The following is a 17,855-nucleotide window of genomic DNA, read 5'->3' as shown; positions in this document are numbered from 1 at the left end:
GCGTCTACTATCTCGGCCCCATGCGTTACTTCAGACGAGTGAACCCAGTCGGCGGTGTGGCCGACTTCTGGTCCTATATCCGCCAGCCCCAGCCCTATCGCTGGGCGTTCCTGGCGCTGTCGGTCGCTTTCTGCGTCGGCCTGATTTCGATCCTGACGCACGAGCGCGTTTTCATGCCGCCGGAGGAATTCGAGGTCGAATATATCCGCACCTTTGCCGAAGGCCGGACCGACGAGGAAATCCGCCAGTCCAACGTCGAGAACCAGCGCCGCAAGGAAGAGCGCCAGGCGGAACTCGACCGGATCGAGCAGGAAAAGCGTGATCTCTATCGCCGTGTGGGCGCTGCCACTGGCGTCGATACGACCGCCGCCGAAGCCAAGGCCGAGGCCGAACGCGCCGCCGCCGAAAAGGCCGAGCGCGAGCGGCTCGAACGGCTCTTCGGTGAACGCCAGCAGGCTACGGACAAGCCGGTTGCAGACACCGCCGACTGACGCGCACTGGCTCGACGCCGCAGCGCGCCTCGCCGCGCGCGGCCGGCCCCTGTCGTGCCCCAATCCCGCGGTCGGATGCCTTATCGTGAACGACGGCATGGTCGTCGGGCGCGGCTGGACCGCAGAGGGCGGCCGCCCCCATGCCGAGGCCGTAGCACTGGCACAGGCCGGCGACCGGGCGCACGGTGCCACTGCCTATGTCACCCTGGAGCCCTGCGCCCACAAGTCTGAGCGCGGGCCCGCCTGCGCGGACCTGCTGGCAGGTTCGGGCCTCGCCCGCGTGGTGATCGGCGTTGGCGATCCCGACCCGCGCACCGCCGGTGGCGGCATCGCGCGGCTGAAAGAGGCGGGCATCGAAGCCGTGCTTCTGCCATCGCGCGCGTCGCACGACAGCCTTGCCGGCTACCTCATGCGCGCTGCGGAAGGCCGGCCTTTCGTGACGCTCAAGGTCGCGCTCTCGCTCGACGGCTGTATCGCTGCAGCGGATGGCGAGAGCCAGTGGATCACCGGCGAGGAAGCGCGCGCCCATGTCCATTCGCGCCGCGCCAAGCAGGATGCGATCCTCGTCGGCGGCGGCACGTGGCGCGCGGACCGTCCGCGCCTCGACGTGCGCCTGCCGGGTCTCGAAGGGCGCACGCTCCGCCGGGTCGTGCTGACTCGCGGCGTGCCGCTTGAAGGCGCGACGATCATCAACCGCCCTGCTCAGATCGCGGGCCTCGAGGGCGTTCAATATCTCTATGTCGAAGGCGGCGCGCAGACGGCGGCCAGCTTCCTTGCCGAAGACCTTGTCGACCGGCTCGAAATCTACCGCGCCCCGATCGTCATCGGCGGCGGGCGCCCCAGCATCGGCGACATTGCTATCGGTTCGCTGGCGGATGCACACGGGCGCTGGGAGGAAACCGAACACCGCCGCCTTGGCAGCGACCAATTCACCGCCTATCGCCGCACGCGTTAAGCAAGGGGCCCGTCACGCATGTTCACCGGTATCGTCACCGCCATCGGCACCATCGAAAGCGTCGAGACGCGGCGCGACACGCGCGTGACCGTGGCCTGCCCTTTCGATCCGGCCACCATCGATATCGGCGCATCGATCGCCTGTTCGGGCGTGTGCCTGACCGTGGTGGAACTGGCCGGTGAAGCAGGCGCGGCGCGCATCGGCTTCGACGTATCGGGTGAAACGATCCGCCGCACCGTCCCGGGCATGTGGGCCGAGGGACGCAAGCTCAATCTCGAACCTGCGCTGCGCCTCGGCGACGAGCTTGGCGGGCATCTCGTGACCGGCCACGTCGACACCGTCGGACAGGTCGTCGCAGTGCGCGATGCGGGTGGTTCGACCATGCTCGCCATCCGTATCGGGCGCGAATTCGCGCCCTTCGTGGCCGAAAAGGGTTCGATCACCGTAGACGGCGTGTCGCTGACCGTGAACGACGTGCGCGACCGGACCGACGGGACGTGCGATTTCGCGCTCAACATCATCCCGCACACGGGCGAAGTCACCACGCTGGGCGACTTAAGCGAAGGCGATACCGTCAATCTCGAGATCGACGTGCTCGCCCGCTACCTCAAGCGGATGCAAAGCCTGCAGGGCTGACCTCGCGCGCAGCCGTCAGTCGGCGGCGCTTTCGGCCTCTTCCGCCACCACATAGAGATAATCGACATAGGCCATTGTGGCCCCGTCGATGCCGTTCACCTTGGGGTCGCTACTTTCGATCAGGAACCATTCGTTCGGCGCATGGGCCCCGCCCCCGCGGCTCAGGCCGAACTGCGAGGCCGGCAGGTTGAGCGGCGCGCCGTTGAAGATGACCCCCGGCCAGCTGCCCGCGCTGCGCGGCGTGATCGAATAGGGGATGCCCGACTGTTCGAAGAGCTTCTTCTGCGCGCGGATCAGCGTGCTGTCCTCTTCGGTCTCGTTGGGGCCATAGCCGCCCGAAATCGTCACCTGCACATCGTCGAAGCCGCGCTTGGTGAGGTGGGCCTTGAGCTTGCTCACGGCCTCGTCCTTGGTCATCGCGGGCACCAGGCGGAATTCCAGCTTCGCCTCCGCGCGGCCCGGCAGCACGGTCTTGCCGCCCGGCCCCATGTAGCCTGCCACCAACCCCTGGATATTGACCGTGGGCTGCGAAACCAGCCGCTCCAGGCTGGTGACATAGGGTTCGTCGTCGATCCACCGGCCCACGCCCAGCAGCGCCTTCACTTCCGATTCGGGATTGAGCTTGGCACCTTGCGCGATCAGCTCTTTTTGCCGCTCGGTCAGCGGGCGCACGTTTTCGAACCAGCCGTCGATGGCCGGCGTGTGCCCGTCATCCGCGACCAGCGTGTCGAGCGCCTTCACCAGCCGCCAGACGGGGCTTTCGATGCGCGCATGGTTGGAGGAGTGGATATCGGTCTTGGGATATTTGTCCGACGTCTCGCCGCCCACGACCAGCTGGAACTCGATCGCGCCCTTGGCCCCCAGCGTGATGTTGGCACTGCCGTCCTTGCTCTGCGCGGCAGAAGGGATGAAGACGCCGATGGTCTTGGACAGGGCTTCGCGCACCTGCGGCACGGCAACGACCTGGTGGAAATTGGTCGAGGCGACCTCTTCCTCGCCCTCGGCCACGAGCACGAGGTTGACGGGCAGCTTGCGCCCGCTGGCCTGGATCGCCTTGATCGCGGCGAGGAATGCCGTCTGGGGCCCCTTCTGGTTGACCGCGCCGCGCCCCATGATGGCCTGCCCTTCGCCCGGACGGTCGACCAGCCTGCCTTCGAGCGGAGGCGAGCTCCATTCTGCAGGGTCGTACTGCTTCACGTCGTACATGAAATAGATGCCGAGCGTGGTGTCGGCCCCCGCATCGAGCGTGGCGAACACGCCCGGCACGCCGTCGGTAGGAATGATCTCGGCGTGCTTGAAGCCTGCATCGAGCGCGAGCTTGCGCATGTATTCCGCGCCTTCAGTGGTGTTGCGCTTTTCCGCCGCGATGGTCGGCAGGGCGATCCAGTCGCGCAGCGCCTGCACCGTCGCCCCGCGCTGTTCGACCACAGTGCCGAGGATCTCGTCACGGTCAGGCGTTTCCGCATTCGCCGGAATAGCCGCGAAGGCCAGCAGCGCCACCGCGCCGAATGAAGTCGTCAGCCGCACCATCATCATCTCCCCTGTGATTGGGGGCAAGACTAACACCCGAACGCGTCTGCGCAATGGGGTGGCGGCACAAAGAAAAAGCGGGGCAGGCCGCAATGGCCCGCCCCGCTCGGAAGTCGAAGCTGTGCGCCGGGCCTTAGAGGCCGTCGACGCTCTTGCTGACGAGGATGTTGACGGCAACGCGGCGGTTCTGCGCCTTGCCTTCCTCGGTCGAATTGTCCGCTGCCGGGTCGGCTTCAGCCATGCCCGTCGGCGTCAGCATGCGATACGGCTTCCAGCCGCACTGCTGCTGCAGGTAGTTCACGACGCGGCTGGCGCGCTTTTCGCTGAGTTCCTGGTTGAACTCGTAATCGCCGGTGGAATCGGTGTAGCCGACCACGAGAAGCAGCGCGTTGTCCGTCGCATTCGCCTGGTTGGCAGCATCGCACAGGTCGCGGCGCGCATCGTCCGACAGGTTGTACTTGCCGGTGTCGAAATAGACGTTGGTCGTGCCCTTGACGTTGTACTGGTCGATGTCGGCGACACGGCTGCGCAGCGCGTCGGTGGCCGCTTCATTGGCGGTGAAGCGCTGGTCGGTACCGTTCTGGATCATCTGCGCGGTCTTGAGGTCCTTGTTCTTGACCGCGACCTTGGCAGCGATCAGCCCGCGGTCGCCCCACTGGACAGTTTCCACGGTGACCGGCAGGCCGTTGAGCAGGGCTTCTGCCCCCAGCTTGTCTCGGTCGAGGCCGAGGAAGCCGCCGCTGCTACGCACTTCGGTGGCCGCGCTGAGCGTCACCACGGTGCGGTTGCCGTCGGCGGTCGTGACCTGGATCTTGTCGTCCTTGCGGGCCGAGATGATGCCTTCGACTTCCGGGCCTTTCGGCATGTCCGACAGGTCGGCCGGGGCTGCACCATAAACGGTCGTCAGCACTTCGCCTTCCTGCTGGTCGTAATTCTGTGCCGAAACGCCGGCGACCGGCACGGCAAGCATGCTGACCGCGGCAATGGCGACAGCGCTCTTGGAAATGAACTTCATAATCTTGCTCCTTCGATTGACCGTCCGGCGACGCAGGTCCGGTACCGCTGGCACCGCTGCTCCCCTGATATTCCCGCCGGCCGTCAGAGCCCCTTCGCGTCAAATTGGTAGGTTCTTATCGCTTTGGTTGGGACGGACAGACGAACCGCCGCCCGCGAAGCCCGTGCGCAAGCCTACCTTGCGAGCCTATTAACAGCCTCGCATACCCCGTTACCACAGGGGGCGGTTCGGGCACAGTCTGCGATGAACCGAGCCGGGGACGGCTTTATCGCAGGCTGCGCGTGGGTTTCCTACCGGGCGCGAATCTGCACGATACCGGGCTATGTCGTCGCCCGCATTCCACCCCGAAACCGACCGAAAACGGCATCTCGCACAGGTCCCAGGTTTTTCCCGCCAGGACCGTGTTCCAAGTGTTCCAGCCTGTAGGAGCCTGCCTGCGGCAAGTCCTGCCGCAATCCTACATCAGGCCAGTGGCCCTGACGCGAAGCTCTCGCGGGTGATCTCGTAGACCAGATGCACCACGCGCTTGCCCTGGTACCGGTCGACCTCGTAGCTGCGCGTGCGCTCCGCCCCGATGGCCTCGAGCGCGTTGCGCGAACGGTAGTTGGTGTCGCCCACGCGGAACTCGACCACCGCCACCTGCGACAGCGCATGGGCGAGCATGGCCCGCTTCATCTCGGTGTTGATGCCCTTCCCCCAGCAGGCGCGTTCGAGATAGGTCCAGCCGATCTCGACCACGCCGCCCTCTTCGGGGTCGTACACGTCATAGCGCGATGCGCCGACCACGCGGCCGGTGTCCTTGCGGATGACAGCAAGGCCGCCACCGCTGGCAAGGCATTCGTCGAAAAAACGGTCGAAGACCTCGCGCCGCCAGCGGTCGTGGATGGGATGCTGCTCCCAAACCATCGGATCGGAGGCGACCGCGAAGAGCGCCTCGCGGTCGTCTTGCGCCATCGGGCGGATCAGCAGCCGCTCGGTCTCGAGGGTCGGCTGCCGGTCCATGTGCCTTCAGCCCTTGGTGACGTCGGCCAGCGCGGCGATGAACTTGTCGGTATTGCCCGCATGGAGACCGGCCACGTTGATCCGGCCCGATCCTGCCATGTAGATGGCATGGTCTTCCCGCAGGCTGGTGATCTGCTCCTTGGACAGCGGCAGCATGGCGAACAGGCCGTTCTGCTGGGCCAGCGCGGCAAGGCCGAGGCCCGGCACTTCGTTGTCGGCGGCGGCCAGCCGGTCGCGGACGCGGCGCATGCGGGCGCGCATCTCGTCGAGCTCGTCCAGCCAGACCTGCGTCATGCCCGCGTCGCTCAGCGCCACGCGAACCGCTGCGCCGCCGTGATCGGGCGGCATCGACCAGTTCGCACGGGCCAGCGCATTGGCATTCGACACGATGGCCGCCAGCTGCGCCGGTTCCTTCGCCATCATATAGAAGGCACCCACGCGGTCGCGGTAGAGGCCGAAGTTCTTGTCGCAGCTGTAGGCGACCAGCGCTTCGGGCACGGCATCCAGCACGATGCGCACACCGGCGACGTCTTCCTCCATCCCGTGGCCGAGGCCCTGATAGGCGATGTCGAGGATCGGCAGCACGCCGGTTTCGGCGAAGGCCTTCGCAATCTCGCCCCACTCCGCATCGGTGTAGTCGATGCCGGTCGGGTTGTGGCAGCAGCCGTGTAGCAGGACCGCGTCCTTGGGGCCGGCAGTGCGGATCGCGCCGAGCACGGCATCGAGATCGGCCGTGCCTTCGGGCGTTGCATGGCGAAAGGGAACGGTTTCGACGCCCACGTCATCGAGGATCTGGGCATGGTTCGGCCAGCTGGGAATGCCGAGATGGATGCGCGTGACGCCCGCCTTGGCGGCCAGCGCCACGGCAAGCCGGACTGCGCCCGTGCCGCCCGGCGTCTGCATGCCGCCGATGCGGTCGGTCAGCTGGCAGTCCTTGCCGAAGATGTAGGGGCGCAGCACCTCCACGAAGCCGGTATCGCCTTCGGGGCCGAGATAGGATTTGCTGTCCTGCTCGTCGATCAGGCGCTGTTCGGCCTGCTTGATCGCCCGGAAAACCGGGGTCGCGCCTTCATTGGTGCGATAGACCCCAACGCCGAGGTCGATCTTGTCCGCGCGCTCGTCGGCGGCGTACATTTTGATCAGGGCAAGGAGGGCGTCTGGCGGCTGGGCGTCAAGTGTATCGAGCATGGGCGCCCCTTTCGCCCAACAAACGAAGGGCCGCAACCGGAATTCGGTTGCGGCCCGTATAGGAGCCCTTGTTGTGAGTGCGACCTCTGCTCGGGGCAGCCCTTTGGGGGCTCAGAACGGCAGCCAGCGCTGCTTCTTGGAAAAACGCATGTAGCCCGCGTTGACGCCGAGCCGGAGCCCGGCACCCATGCGGATCGGAATGAGGACGACATCGCCCTTGCGCACGTAACTCGCGGTGAGGCCGCCGATCAGATAGGCTTGGCCTTCCGCGGCGGGGAAGCGCTCGTAAAGCTCTTCCGTGTCGTAGAGGTTGTAGACCAGCACGAAAGTGCTGCCGGCGTTCGCCCCGGCATCGAAGCCGATCGACGGGCCGGTCCAATAGACCGGCATCTCGCCTTCCACCTTGTGGAACAGCGTGCCCGAACCGTAGCGCGCGCCGACGACGAAAGCGCCGCCTGCCTCGCGGCCGACGATATAGCCGTTTGGCTCGCCCTGGTCGGCGAGCAGTTTCTTGATCATCTGCGCCAGGCCTTCGGCGCCCTTGCCGAACACGCCCTCTGCCGCGCCGATGAGGTCATCCTCGCGGTAGGTGGTGGACGGATCGTCGATATTGGCGCTCGCGACGCGGGCGGATGCTGCCTCTTCGGCGGACTGTTCGGACCAGACCGGCGGGGCGCCGGATTCGACCGGAGTAGCCTCGTCCTCGAATTCGGGCAGCACGATGGTCGGCTGCGTGTCGGGGTCCGCGTAAGGCGAAGGCTCGCCCGGCGCCTCTTCCAGGTCGCCGTCGATGACCGCTTCATAGGCGGCATCGGGATCGACCGTTTCGACCTGTGCCGCAAGGGGCGTCGCAAGCAGGCCGAGCCCTGCGGCCAGGCTAACTAGGATGCTGCGTGCCGTATTCATCTCGATATTCCCTTCCCGTGACCCTGCCCGCAGGCGCGCCAACGAAGGTCACCTGCGACAGGAGAATCGCTTTCAAGCAGGCGGGCAATGACAGGGCGATGAACCGAATCGGATTCGCGCCGAACCGAGTCCGGGAAGCGGTGAATCGTGGAAGGAGGAATTGCACTTGATGGCCGGTGCCCCCCTAGCTATAGCGCGCCCCTCGCAGCCGAGGCTTGCGATGCGGAGACGTGGGTGAGTGGCTGAAACCAGCTCCCTGCTAAGGAGCCATACCTGGTAACGGGTATCGAGGGTTCGAATCCCTCCGTCTCCGCCATCATTTCTAGGCATGCACCTGAAAAGTGGAGAACTTTTCGTTGTAGCCGGAGGCCACCCCCACAATTTTCCCCACAACGCAACAATTCCGGCGCGTTACATCGGGTCAAACGCATCATCATCGTTTTCGGTGGATTCTGCAAGAAATTCGGCGAGGCCCGAATCCGGATCGAGAGCGGCTTCGAGGGCTGCGATCTCATCCTGCAACCAAGTCATACGTTCGGGGGATGGCATCTTGCCGCCGAGTGCGCCTGCGTCCCTTTCGCGCCGCAGGCTAAGCAGTTGCATATAGGTCTCAACCTCCCGGAGTTCTCGCTCGCGCGTCGCGTTCCGCGACGAGCGCTCCTTGCCCTCTTTTGTCCGGGGGCCGGTCGACTTATCCCACGGTCGCCAGCATTGAATCGCTTGCCGCTGGCGCTCTCGCCTTTCTTCGGTCCATCCTGCGCGGCGAGTCATGCCTCACAGGTCCAAGGTGGCGCGGGAGGCTTACGGGTGCGGTTTCGCACTGGGAGCCCATCGATCCAGACATAGCCATCGGGCGTCGATCCCGTGGCCACCATCCGCCTCGCACGGCAAACAGCGACGTATTCTGGCTCCATAACACCGGCAAAATATTCGTCTGCTTCAGGAGAGCGCGCTGGGAAGCCGACGAGCACCTCCTGGACGATGTCCTGGAATGTCGGCGTCTGCGAAAGGCCGCGCGATTGCCCCGCAATGTAGTGGGCCCCACGCAGCCAGGCTTTGCGTTCGTTCGCAGCCGAGGGGACTGCAATGCAGTCGCCCGCGCTATTGGTGCAGAAACAATAGCCAAGTTGTTCGAAGGAACGAGGAAGGGACGCTGCGTGCGGATTATCCGCATCCTCGGCGTGACACCTGACCCAAGCCAATTCGATCGAAGGAGAAAACGCGCCCGCCGGGTTGTCGTCCAAATACCGACCGAGGGAGGTGGCGGCGGCTTCGCAGTCGACTTCCGACCGGCAGATCAGAATGATATTGTCCGAAAAAACGATCGGTACAACACCGTCCGGCATGTGCTCGGGAAGGTCGTCGAATGCGATAGCGAGGAAGGTGCTGGAAGCCGCCCCGCCCTGCATAAGCCCCCGGGGGCGCGTCTGCTCCGTATGGTCAATGGAGGAAGGAATATCCCCTTTGACCCTGTACCTGAACTGGCGACTATCCAGCATAGTTGCGACAAACTCAGGCGGGAGCATGTTGGTGGTGTAGAGATAGTCTGGGTTGAACGTTGGATAGCAGTCGCGGATGTCCGCACTCACAACGTAGCGCCCATGAGTGTTGAGTGCGTCACGCACTGCCGCAACCGCGCCTTGGCAGCCGCCGTGACCCGGCCATTCGAAGATGTGCGGTCGAGCGTTCCACTGAGCTCGCAGCAGTTCCTTCGCTATGAGCTGACCAACGCGCACTGCTACCGGCGGGTCGCAGACAATTCGGTAGCGCCCGCGCCTCTTTTCCTCGTACCGCCAAGCGATGGGGCGCGGCTCCGGTCGGAATAGGTCCAGACACGATGCACGCTCCAGAGTGGCGTAGAGATTGCTTGCTCCGAAGTTCGTCGCCCTACGAAAGGCGTGGGCTTTCACACTCGTTCGGCGAATGTGGGAACGAGCTAGATCAAGGGCTCGCTGCACATCTCCGCCAGCTGCCGCGTGCGCTACGTTCGCGAGAGAAAGCTTCTTAGCTCGGGTAATTCTGCCCCAGGTCTTCATGCATTGTCCCCGGGTGCAAAACTTCCGCCGCGGGGGCGGGCGATGTTCCAATCGGTCAACTCCGACCTACGCCAGCCAACAGCGCGCCTGCCGAGTCGGATAGGCCTCGGGAACAGTCCTTCGGACATGAGATGGTAGATGGTCGACTTGCGAAGTCCGGTCAGCCGCTCGACTTCCGGGCGGCGAAGGATACGGTCCTGTTTGTAGGGCTTCTTGCTCATGCCAATAAAGCATGCAGAAAATTTCCGCCCTGTCCAATAAAAACTACATTATATCAGATACTTAGTCAAATTGAACCCAGGGTCAAAACTAAACACTGTGTTTCTCGATACTTGGCTATGCGAGATAACTTTCTGCTGATACTTTCACAGATCTGTCGCGGCACATCCTGGACGTGAAAAGATGCCCGAACTTTAGGTTCGAGCATCCGAATCGCTGCCCGATTCGCGGAGGGGCTTTCCCCTGCAATCGAGACCGAGAAGCCGGCTTCGGTTGGGTAGAACGGTGATTGAGCCACCAAGACCAATAGGCCCAAGACCAACTCTGCAGTCAGGGGCAGATTTACCTCCTCCTGCAATCTATAGAGGGAAAAATCATCGTCTGGGCATTGGCGACAAAGATCCGCCTGAAACAGGAATCTGTCTTCCTGATCCAGGGAGATCGTGCATTCGATCCACTGACCGCACACGTTCTCTGCGCGGCATCCAACGATCAACTCTATTTGCGATTGGTGCATTCCATTCTCCTGGGCTTGGAGAAGGCATCGCTTGCAATGCTGCTATTCCGATGATTGCGCTAGGACCACATCCCGCACGTGCGGAAACCACCTTATCCGGAACGGACAGGTTGGTGAGGAAATACCTTCTCTGGATGAGGCTCCATTATGCAGGAATTTGACCCTCGGGTCAATTTAGAGACTCAGTTCAATAGTTCGTTTTGGTGCGAATTCGCGCGCTTTCGGACTGCTCGAAGAGCATCTTTCCCGTGGTCAGTCACCGACGCTTTCTATGCTTGTGTCCATGGGGACAAAGCTAGTTCGGCAATGCGGAACCGGGCCGAGAAAAGGCGTCGATATAGCCAGAAGCTTGTCAGCTTTGCGCCCCCATATCGGACATCTAGGTGGCATCTAAGTCATCCCAAAAATCTGCCGCTCAATCTGTTAGAAGCGATAGAGCACGCTTCGCACGCTCTCGAATGCGCCAGCCTTTAGTCATCCGCCTTCGACGCCCGCCGGGTGAGGTTGATGACAACGACGTCGATCGCCGATACGCCCGGATAGTCGTTGGCGATGCTGGACCAGTATCGTTTCAGGGCATCAGCAAGCTCGTCGAGCGACACCAATTTGCCGTCGATGCGCCACTGCTTGGCCCCTGCCCGGCCCTGCCAGACCAGCAGCATGATGCCGCATTCCGCGCCGTCCTCGCGCAGATAATCGCCCACCAGTTGATTGCGCAGCCGTTCGCATAGTTTGGGGCCGCTCCAGCCTTCATCAAGCACCTTGAGCTCTATCGGTACCGGGGCCGGCACATCGTTGTTCAAGAGCCAGATGTCGGGCCGCTGACGATTGGGAAACTCGTTCTCCTGTGCGCAGCGGAAGAGTGTTTTCCCGCGCCGATTGAGCTCGCCGGCCACCAGACCGCGAATTTTCGTCTCGCCCTTGACCGCCTGCCAAGCGGCATAGGGGCTCTCATTGCCCTGTTCGAGCCAGTGCTTGAGTTCCCGAAGCTGCAATACACCTTGTTCGAACAGTTCGCGGTTAGTTGTAGGAACGAGCGTCAGCGACCTGCCGAACTCGCGGACTTGCTCGACCGTCCAGGGCGGCAGATCACCATCGAGAACCGCACGTTTGCGTGCCTGGTGCGTCATCCAATCGCGAAAGCTCGCGTCGGGATGCTCGGTTATCAGTTCCGTGATCGCGATATAGCTCTCCTTGCCGGGCATCTCGACCAGCAGGTTGAACAGCATATCGCGGGCGTCCTGCGCATCGTCGCGCAGCTCGGGCGAGTAAACGCCGCCACCGACGCGGTCGATATCCTCACTTGCGCGGATATATTTGTGCATCAGGACGTAGAGCGACTTCAGATGGGCCGGCTGTTTGAAATTGCCCGCGCCAAGCTCGATTTCCCTGCGCATACCGCGCGTTCCGACCAGCCGCGTGATGAAGCTTTGGGCCACCTCCTTGGCCTCGCGCGCTTTGAGGCTTGCCAACCATCTTTCCAGAGCCGGAATTCCGGTCTCCGGTTCGAGGTCGACCCACAGCGCGTACCAGGTTGCAAGCCGGTTCGATCCCGGCTTTGCGGCAATGCCCCGCTTGGCAAGTTGCAGCAGCTTGGCCGGATCGGTCTTGCCGCCTGCAAGGATGTTCAGGACATGGCGCAACACATCGTCGTTGGGAAAATTCTGCGACATGAAACGCTCGATCAGGCGCGGTGCCAATGCGCCATGGAGCCATGATCCGTAGTAGACCAGATCGTGGAGAATATGGTGATGCGCAGTGTCGGGGCCGCTATTGTCGAGCTCCCAATCGAGTTCCTTGTGAACCGCCGCCAACACCCGCTCGGGAAAGACCGTGTAAAAACTCTCCAGCCATTCGGGGAAGCCGTTGAGCTCCGAGGTCAGATATCGCAGTGCCTGATCGACCTCTTCGGGGTCCAGGCCCGACGGAAAATCCTCGCGCTCTTGCGCTTCTATAGAGAGGCCGGTCATCGCGAAAATCAGTGCATAGGGGATCGTGCTGGTGTCGGCCCCTTCGGAGCGCAGTCCGGGTTTGTAAGCCCGCCAGAAGGCAATTGCCGCATCGCGAAACGCGCGGGCAACCTCTTCGCCGAATTCGGGTATTAGGAAACGCCAGTTGCTGGCGGCTTCGCCCCGGCTGACACGGCTTTCGTCCCTTTCGATTTCCTGCATCAACCAATATTGGTCATTGCTGAACTCATCGGGTTTCAGACCAGGCGGATCGCGAACGACATCCGGGTTGGCCTTTATCCGGGTAATCCATTTGGAGCGATTGCGCTGCTGCTCTTCCTTTTCCTTCGCGCTCTTCTGTTTGCGCGAGAGCGAGTCCTCGCGCATTTGCCGCATTGCCTCGGATTCCTGAGGATTGAGACAGTTTGCCAGATAGGTTTCCAGCACCGGATCGCCCGCAACAGCCTCCTGCAGCGCGTCCAGCAAGGGTTGTGGCCTTCCGGCATCGAGATAGATATGAAAGGCAAGCGACAGCGCCACCTGCGGGTCGTCGGGATGACCACCTACATTGTCGCGGATGAAGCCCAACACATCGTCGAAGCGCTCGAGCCCAAATTTCCAGTAATGCCCAAGCCAAGCGACCTGACGATGAGTGGTCAGACGCTGATCCTTGGTTTCCATTCGTTCACGCGCCTGATGAATGCTGGCCCATAACAATTTGTCATTCAGTTCGTGCCAGGCCGGGACCAGCTCATGCAATTTGGTGCTATATTCGTCGATATCCCCCGATCGCCAGAAACGCACGGCGGGGATCTTGAGCATGACGGAGATCACATCGTCCGACAGCGCGGCATCGACCTGCGCCGAGACCAGCCTTTCGGCGGCGTGGCTGACATGCGCGAGCAGCCAGGCATGGTCTTCCGACACGCGGCATTCGCGGCGCTCCATATGCGGCTCGCGTTCGAGAAATGCGTTGAGGCCGGCGACCAGGTCCGACAGCGGCTGCCCGCCTGCGTCCTTCTTATGGACCGGCATCCGTTCGATCAGGCCATGCATCGCCTGGGTAAGGCCGGATGCTTCGAAACGCTCGTATGGCGGCAGCTTCTCCAGCCCGGCAAGAAGCAACCCGACCGTCCCTCCATCCGCAGCGGAATTCAGAATGACTTCCGACAGCAGTTCGCGAGGCAGCTCGTCGGCAGAGTCCTTTAGCGCAGCCCACAGACGCTGCTTCTGTTCGGCATCACCGCATGTCATGACCGCGCGGGTCGCAGCGATACGGGCGTATTTCCCGCGCTCACTATTTGCCGCAATACGCAGCAAGGCGGGCACGCAGGCCTTCATATCTCCCTGCCAGACGAGCCGGCCGAGAAAGAATATCGCGTCGTCATGATCGGCGTATTTTTCGATCAGTTTCAGAGCATCGCCTGCGAGGTCTTCCTGCGCGATCCGGGCGATGGCGCTGTTGTCGCTAACCGACCGGCTGCCTTCGCCGCTGATAAGGCGCTCGATAACATTGTGCAGCAATTTGCGACGCTCACTGATCGGCAGGCGGGCGACATCGCCGCCTTCCATCGCAATTTCGGGCTCGAGAGCGAGAACCTTGCTGCGTATCTCTGCGTCGGACAGGGCCAGCCAAGGCAAGATCGGGCGTAGCCGCAGCGTGATGATCTGCTCACCATATTGCTCGCGGAAGATGAGGGCTTCTACCGCGTGGCGATGGCCCTTTTTAAGCAGGCTTTCGAACCACTCGGCCGCCAGCAGTTCGCGCACGTCGCGGTGACGAAAACGCACCATTCCATACAGCACATCATTGAACAATGGACGTTCGAGAAGCGCCCGAATATCTTTTTGATCGCCCCAACCCGCCAATAGCTCCGCGCCATCGATTCCGGGCTTCTCGTGACTTTCATCAGGAACATGTATGCCCGGCTCGCCGGTGAGTAGGACTGCTGCCGCGAGCAATCTTGCTCCTTCGCGGGCGCGTTCAAGATCGAGCGGCTGCTGCGCCTCTCGCGTCGGCCTGATTTCCCGCAGGCGCACGTTGATATCGTTCTGAAGAAGTGCCAGCCTGCCGCCCAATGCGCCATCGCTGTTCCATTTGGCAATTAAGCCCTCCAGATCGAACGGCCGTCCGGCCTGGTCCATAACATCAGCGCGTTCGATAGCCGTTACGAAATCGTCGATCCTCGATGCCGAGCGGTGCGCGGCAAAAAGACGTATCTCGTCCATATCCAGCGGCTTGAGCTGAAACACCTTCAAGCCGGTGCCTTCGGTTGCCGCTTTTTCGTCCGGATCGACATCCTGCCCGGTCGGCTCCTGTTTCAGCTGTACCGATGGGAACAGCTTATTCACGAGGTCAAAATCCCGGCGGGGCTGCCAGGCATAGGGCCGGCTGGAAATGCAGATATGCGCGCGATCCTGTGCGCCCGCGATCTTGGCTCCGAATGCCCGCAGCGCTTTTTCAAAGGCGCGCGGATGGCTGAGCTGGGCCTCATCGACCGAGTCGAGAAAGAACCATGCTTCTCCGGACGACAAGCGCCACTTCTCGAACGCCGCCGCATCGCCGATTTCGAAAGCCGTTTCGAAATCCCCTTCGATATCCTCGATGCGAATGAAGAAGGAATAGCGGCCTTGTTCATCGAGATATCTGGCGCGGGCTTCGAACTCGAACGTTTTCCCTGCTCCGCCCGCAGCCAGAACAACCGTCCTGTAGCGCGCGTCGATTTGCGGCCAGCCTATCGGCTTACCGTAACCCATCATCTCCAGATAGTCGGCTGTCTGCGCTTCATCGACATCTTGCGAGACCGCTTCGAAACGGCGCTCCAACGGTACGGGACGGTCAATCATTGCTGCCACCCGCAATAGTAAGGGAAAGCCAGCATGCACTGATGGTGTTTGATATCTGCCGTAGTTGCATCGGAGCACTTTACGACAGCGCCGCTTTCTTGGCGACCGAATCAAACTAAAAGGTGGTTGAAATACAGGAGTAAGAGAGGGCAAGCTCGCAATCTCGCTGCCAGACCCGGACCAACAAATTTGTAGCGAAGAGCTTCTTCGACCACTGAGACCGAGGGAGAAAGCATTTGGGCGATGCGCCGAGTCCGCTTTCCAGGCGTTCGCCCTAGTAGCGGAGGGCCCGCAAGCGGCCCCACTGCCGTCAGACTGCTCATGCCGAAAGCTGTTGGGCAGCAATGCGCCCTCATTCCGGACGTTCAGGGCCCCCTGAGAATACCTGAAAGCGGACCGGCAGCTTTGCTCCAGCAATGAGCACCGCCAACGTCCGATTATGGGTGGAAAGCGGACGCTTCCATCTAACAGGAAACGGCCGTAACCGGGTTGCCAATTGCATCAGTGTAGCCATCCCGTTTGGCCTGCGGGCAGGGTCAAGCAGGCAGAGAGCTTTTCACTCGGCGAGCGAATGTGGCCGTAGCGGCTACATTCATTGTGACATTACCAAAGGTTCGAACAACGTCCGGTATGTTCTCTACCGCGACGAGCAATAGGAGAGGCTCGATCGGAACGCCTGCAGCAATTGCGATGGGTGCTGTTGCGGTTATGAAACCGATTTGACCTGGCAAGCTAGGCGAACCCATGCTGGTGATCGCTGCGGTCACAATCGCTGCTGCGAGTTGGGCCGGGCCGACCGCCACCCCTAACCAGTGTGCGATGTAAAGTACGACGGCGAGGTTCATGGCAGGGCCGGTCACTCGAAAAACAGCTACAGCGAGTGGCAGGACTGTCCCAGAAGTGTTCGGCGAGACACCTAGTGTTTCGGCACCACGCAGCATGGCGGGAAGGGACGCAAGCGAAGACTGCGTGCTTATTGCTACCGCTTGAGCTGGAGCAACTGCACTAGCAAACTTCGTAAAAGATAGTTTGGCACCAAATACTGCAAGCAGATAGGCGAGCAGCCAAATCACTAGCCCTACGGAGGAGACAAGGACGATGTAGTGGAGCAATGCGCCGAAGGCGGACAGGCCGGCTCGTGCTCCCAAAGTGTAAGCCAAGGCCAAAACACCGATAGGGGCCAACCAGAGAATCCAGCCGATCATAATCAACATAAGCGCTGACAGCGCTTTGAAGAACGAGGAAAGTTGCTGCCGAGGCTCATCTGGCAGGCGCGTCAACGCGAATGCGAAGACAATTGTGAACACAATGACTGGCAAGATGGCGTCATTGGCAGCTGCTGCAATCGGATTTGACGGGACAATAGCGCGCAAGAAATCAGCGAAACCAACAACTTCTGGCCGCTTCTCAATACCGGGGAGCCCAGAGCTTAATCCCGCTGCAAACTCGGCGGATAAGGGCCAAGCCTGCAAAAGTGCCGGTGTCAGGAAGGCCGACAGTAGTGCCGACATCCCCAGCAATGCAACGAACGAGATAAGAGATATTCCAGCGAGGCGGCTAGTTCGCGCTACCTCCGTCGAGGCAGATATACTGGTCACGAGGAGAGCAACGACAAGGGGAATGATGGTCATCTTCAGGGCGTCTAGCCAAATACCTCCGACCAGTTCGGCAACCGGAATTGCGCGTTTGGTCCAACTTGCGTCTATCGCGGTAGAGGTGAGCCCCAGGATCAGTCCAAAGACCAATGCTGCGAGTATTCGAGTTGCCCCAGACATCAGTCGTAACTGCTCTTAGTGTATTGCAAACGCAAGCAATTGATCGCGAGAGAATTGCTTTGGAATGTCCGCAATGGGGTCGTAAGCTGACTAGCCGCTATTTGCCCGTCTAGGGACAAAGCGGCCTGTCCGCTCTCAGCATGGCCTCCAAGGCTCTTGTAAGACCGCCATTGGGGTGGATTGCGGACATTGCTCTTGCTTCTGTTTGTGGCAGGTAGCTCCTTTGAGTGGGAGATGGACCATGGGAAGCCTGAGCATTCGAAATCTTACTCTGATGGCGGCGATTACGAGTTGCTTCCTGCAAGCTGGCGGTGGGCTATTCGCAATCTCGGTATTGGTCAGCACAATCACGGAAGCACCGCCTAGATCATTCGCGATGCTAGAAGGAGCATACAGCTACGACAGTAGCGCATTCTGGGAAACATTGCCGCCGATCACCGCTGCTTTGATCGTAATTGCATTAGCTGCGAACTGGAAGACTTCCCGCCGCTGGTTGATGGTGACCGCATTTGCCCTATTCATTTTAGGTGGGCTTCTTGCAGGAATCCTTCTGGAGCCGGAGTTCGCTCGCATTACGGAGGGTGGTTATAATGACTGGGTCGATCCTGAATTGAAAGAACGCGCACGCAGTTGGTATGCTCTCGACTGGGCAACTTGGAGCCTTACGCTGTTTGCTGGCATTGCTTTGCTATTGGCGCTCGCTCTTCCCGCAATCGCTGAAGACCGACCCAAAGCACGGCCATTTGGGTAAGGCTAACGCGCGCCCCAGAAATGTCCCCAATCGGGTCG

At 61.5% G+C, this 17,855-nt stretch carries 14 protein-coding genes and 1 tRNA gene; 5 read left to right on the top strand and 10 right to left on the bottom strand.

What is annotated here, in order from left to right; all coding sequences use genetic code 11:
- Nucleotides 1-20 precede the first annotated feature (20 nt).
- Genes GRI42_RS00350 through GRI42_RS00340 form a run of 3 tightly spaced genes read left to right on the top strand, consistent with a single transcriptional unit; the run spans nucleotide 21 to nucleotide 2,082 of the window.
- A complete protein-coding gene (locus tag GRI42_RS00350) occupies nucleotides 21-491 on the top strand; it encodes a hypothetical protein (protein WP_160606098.1) in 471 nt (156 codons plus the stop codon).
- Nucleotides 472-1,446, top strand: a complete 975-nt coding sequence (ribD, locus tag GRI42_RS00345; protein WP_160606097.1) for a bifunctional diaminohydroxyphosphoribosylaminopyrimidine deaminase/5-amino-6-(5-phosphoribosylamino)uracil reductase RibD — start codon at nucleotides 472-474, stop codon at nucleotides 1,444-1,446. The genes GRI42_RS00350 and ribD overlap by 20 nt, the downstream gene beginning before the upstream one ends.
- Nucleotides 1,447-1,464: 18 nt before the next feature.
- Nucleotides 1,465-2,082, top strand: a complete 618-nt coding sequence (locus tag GRI42_RS00340; protein WP_160606096.1) for a riboflavin synthase — start codon at nucleotides 1,465-1,467, stop codon at nucleotides 2,080-2,082.
- A 15-nt stretch (nucleotides 2,083-2,097) separates the two neighbouring features.
- Here the strand turns inward: GRI42_RS00340 and GRI42_RS00335 are convergent, their stop codons facing one another.
- The 5 genes from GRI42_RS00335 to GRI42_RS00315 all read right to left on the bottom strand — a co-directional run bounded on the left by GRI42_RS00335 (nucleotide 2,098) and on the right by GRI42_RS00315 (nucleotide 7,723).
- Complete coding sequence (locus GRI42_RS00335) at nucleotides 2,098-3,618, bottom strand: M20/M25/M40 family metallo-hydrolase (protein ID WP_234033745.1); 1,521 nt, start codon at nucleotides 3,616-3,618, stop codon at nucleotides 2,098-2,100.
- A 127-nt stretch (nucleotides 3,619-3,745) separates the two neighbouring features.
- On the bottom strand, nucleotides 3,746-4,627 hold the full coding sequence (locus GRI42_RS00330) for an OmpA family protein (RefSeq protein WP_160606095.1): 882 nt from the start codon (nucleotides 4,625-4,627) through the stop codon (nucleotides 3,746-3,748).
- Between the two features lie 462 nt (nucleotides 4,628-5,089).
- Nucleotides 5,090-5,629: a GNAT family N-acetyltransferase gene (locus GRI42_RS00325; RefSeq protein ID WP_160606094.1), complete on the bottom strand. Its 540-nt coding sequence runs from the start codon at nucleotides 5,627-5,629 to the stop codon at nucleotides 5,090-5,092.
- Between the two features lie 6 nt (nucleotides 5,630-5,635).
- On the bottom strand, nucleotides 5,636-6,817 hold the full coding sequence (locus tag GRI42_RS00320; RefSeq protein ID WP_160606093.1) for an amino acid aminotransferase: 1,182 nt from the start codon (nucleotides 6,815-6,817) through the stop codon (nucleotides 5,636-5,638).
- Nucleotides 6,818-6,928: 111 nt separating this feature from the next.
- Entirely contained in the window at nucleotides 6,929-7,723 is a 795-nt protein-coding gene (locus GRI42_RS00315; protein ID WP_160606092.1) for a DUF1134 domain-containing protein, read from the bottom strand.
- A gap of 224 nt (nucleotides 7,724-7,947) precedes the next feature.
- Here GRI42_RS00315 and GRI42_RS00310 point away from each other — a divergent pair.
- Nucleotides 7,948-8,039 (top strand) — tRNA-Ser (locus tag GRI42_RS00310).
- A gap of 95 nt (nucleotides 8,040-8,134) precedes the next feature.
- Here the strand turns inward: GRI42_RS00310 and GRI42_RS00305 are convergent.
- The 5 genes from GRI42_RS00305 to GRI42_RS00285 all read right to left on the bottom strand — a co-directional run bounded on the left by GRI42_RS00305 (nucleotide 8,135) and on the right by GRI42_RS00285 (nucleotide 17,066).
- A complete protein-coding gene (locus tag GRI42_RS00305; protein ID WP_160606091.1) occupies nucleotides 8,135-8,494 on the bottom strand; it encodes a hypothetical protein in 360 nt (119 codons plus the stop codon).
- Entirely contained in the window at nucleotides 8,491-9,759 is a 1,269-nt protein-coding gene (locus GRI42_RS00300) for a reverse transcriptase domain-containing protein (RefSeq protein ID WP_234033744.1), read from the bottom strand. The genes GRI42_RS00305 and GRI42_RS00300 overlap by 4 nt, the downstream gene beginning before the upstream one ends.
- Entirely contained in the window at nucleotides 9,756-9,980 is a 225-nt protein-coding gene (locus GRI42_RS00295) for a helix-turn-helix transcriptional regulator (protein WP_160606089.1), read from the bottom strand. Before GRI42_RS00295 ends, GRI42_RS00300 begins: the two co-directional genes overlap by 4 nt.
- Before the next feature lie 985 nt (nucleotides 9,981-10,965).
- Nucleotides 10,966-15,291: an NACHT domain-containing protein gene (locus tag GRI42_RS00290; RefSeq protein WP_234033743.1), complete on the bottom strand. Its 4,326-nt coding sequence runs from the start codon at nucleotides 15,289-15,291 to the stop codon at nucleotides 10,966-10,968.
- A 536-nt stretch (nucleotides 15,292-15,827) separates the two neighbouring features.
- Nucleotides 15,828-17,066 (bottom strand): dicarboxylate/amino acid:cation symporter, encoded by a 1,239-nt coding sequence (locus GRI42_RS00285; protein WP_160606087.1) that lies wholly within the window; start codon nucleotides 17,064-17,066, stop codon nucleotides 15,828-15,830.
- Nucleotides 17,067-17,307: 241 nt separating this feature from the next.
- Between GRI42_RS00285 and GRI42_RS00280 the strand changes: the two genes are divergently transcribed.
- A complete protein-coding gene (locus GRI42_RS00280; RefSeq protein ID WP_160606086.1) occupies nucleotides 17,308-17,817 on the top strand; it encodes a hypothetical protein in 510 nt (169 codons plus the stop codon).
- Nucleotides 17,818-17,855 lie beyond the last annotated feature (38 nt).

This window comes from Qipengyuania gaetbuli, assembly GCF_009827315.1.
Lineage (GTDB): Bacteria > Pseudomonadota > Alphaproteobacteria > Sphingomonadales > Sphingomonadaceae > Qipengyuania > Qipengyuania gaetbuli.
Note: the sequence above shows the minus strand (reverse complement) of the source record. Positions and strands in the feature narration are given on the sequence as shown.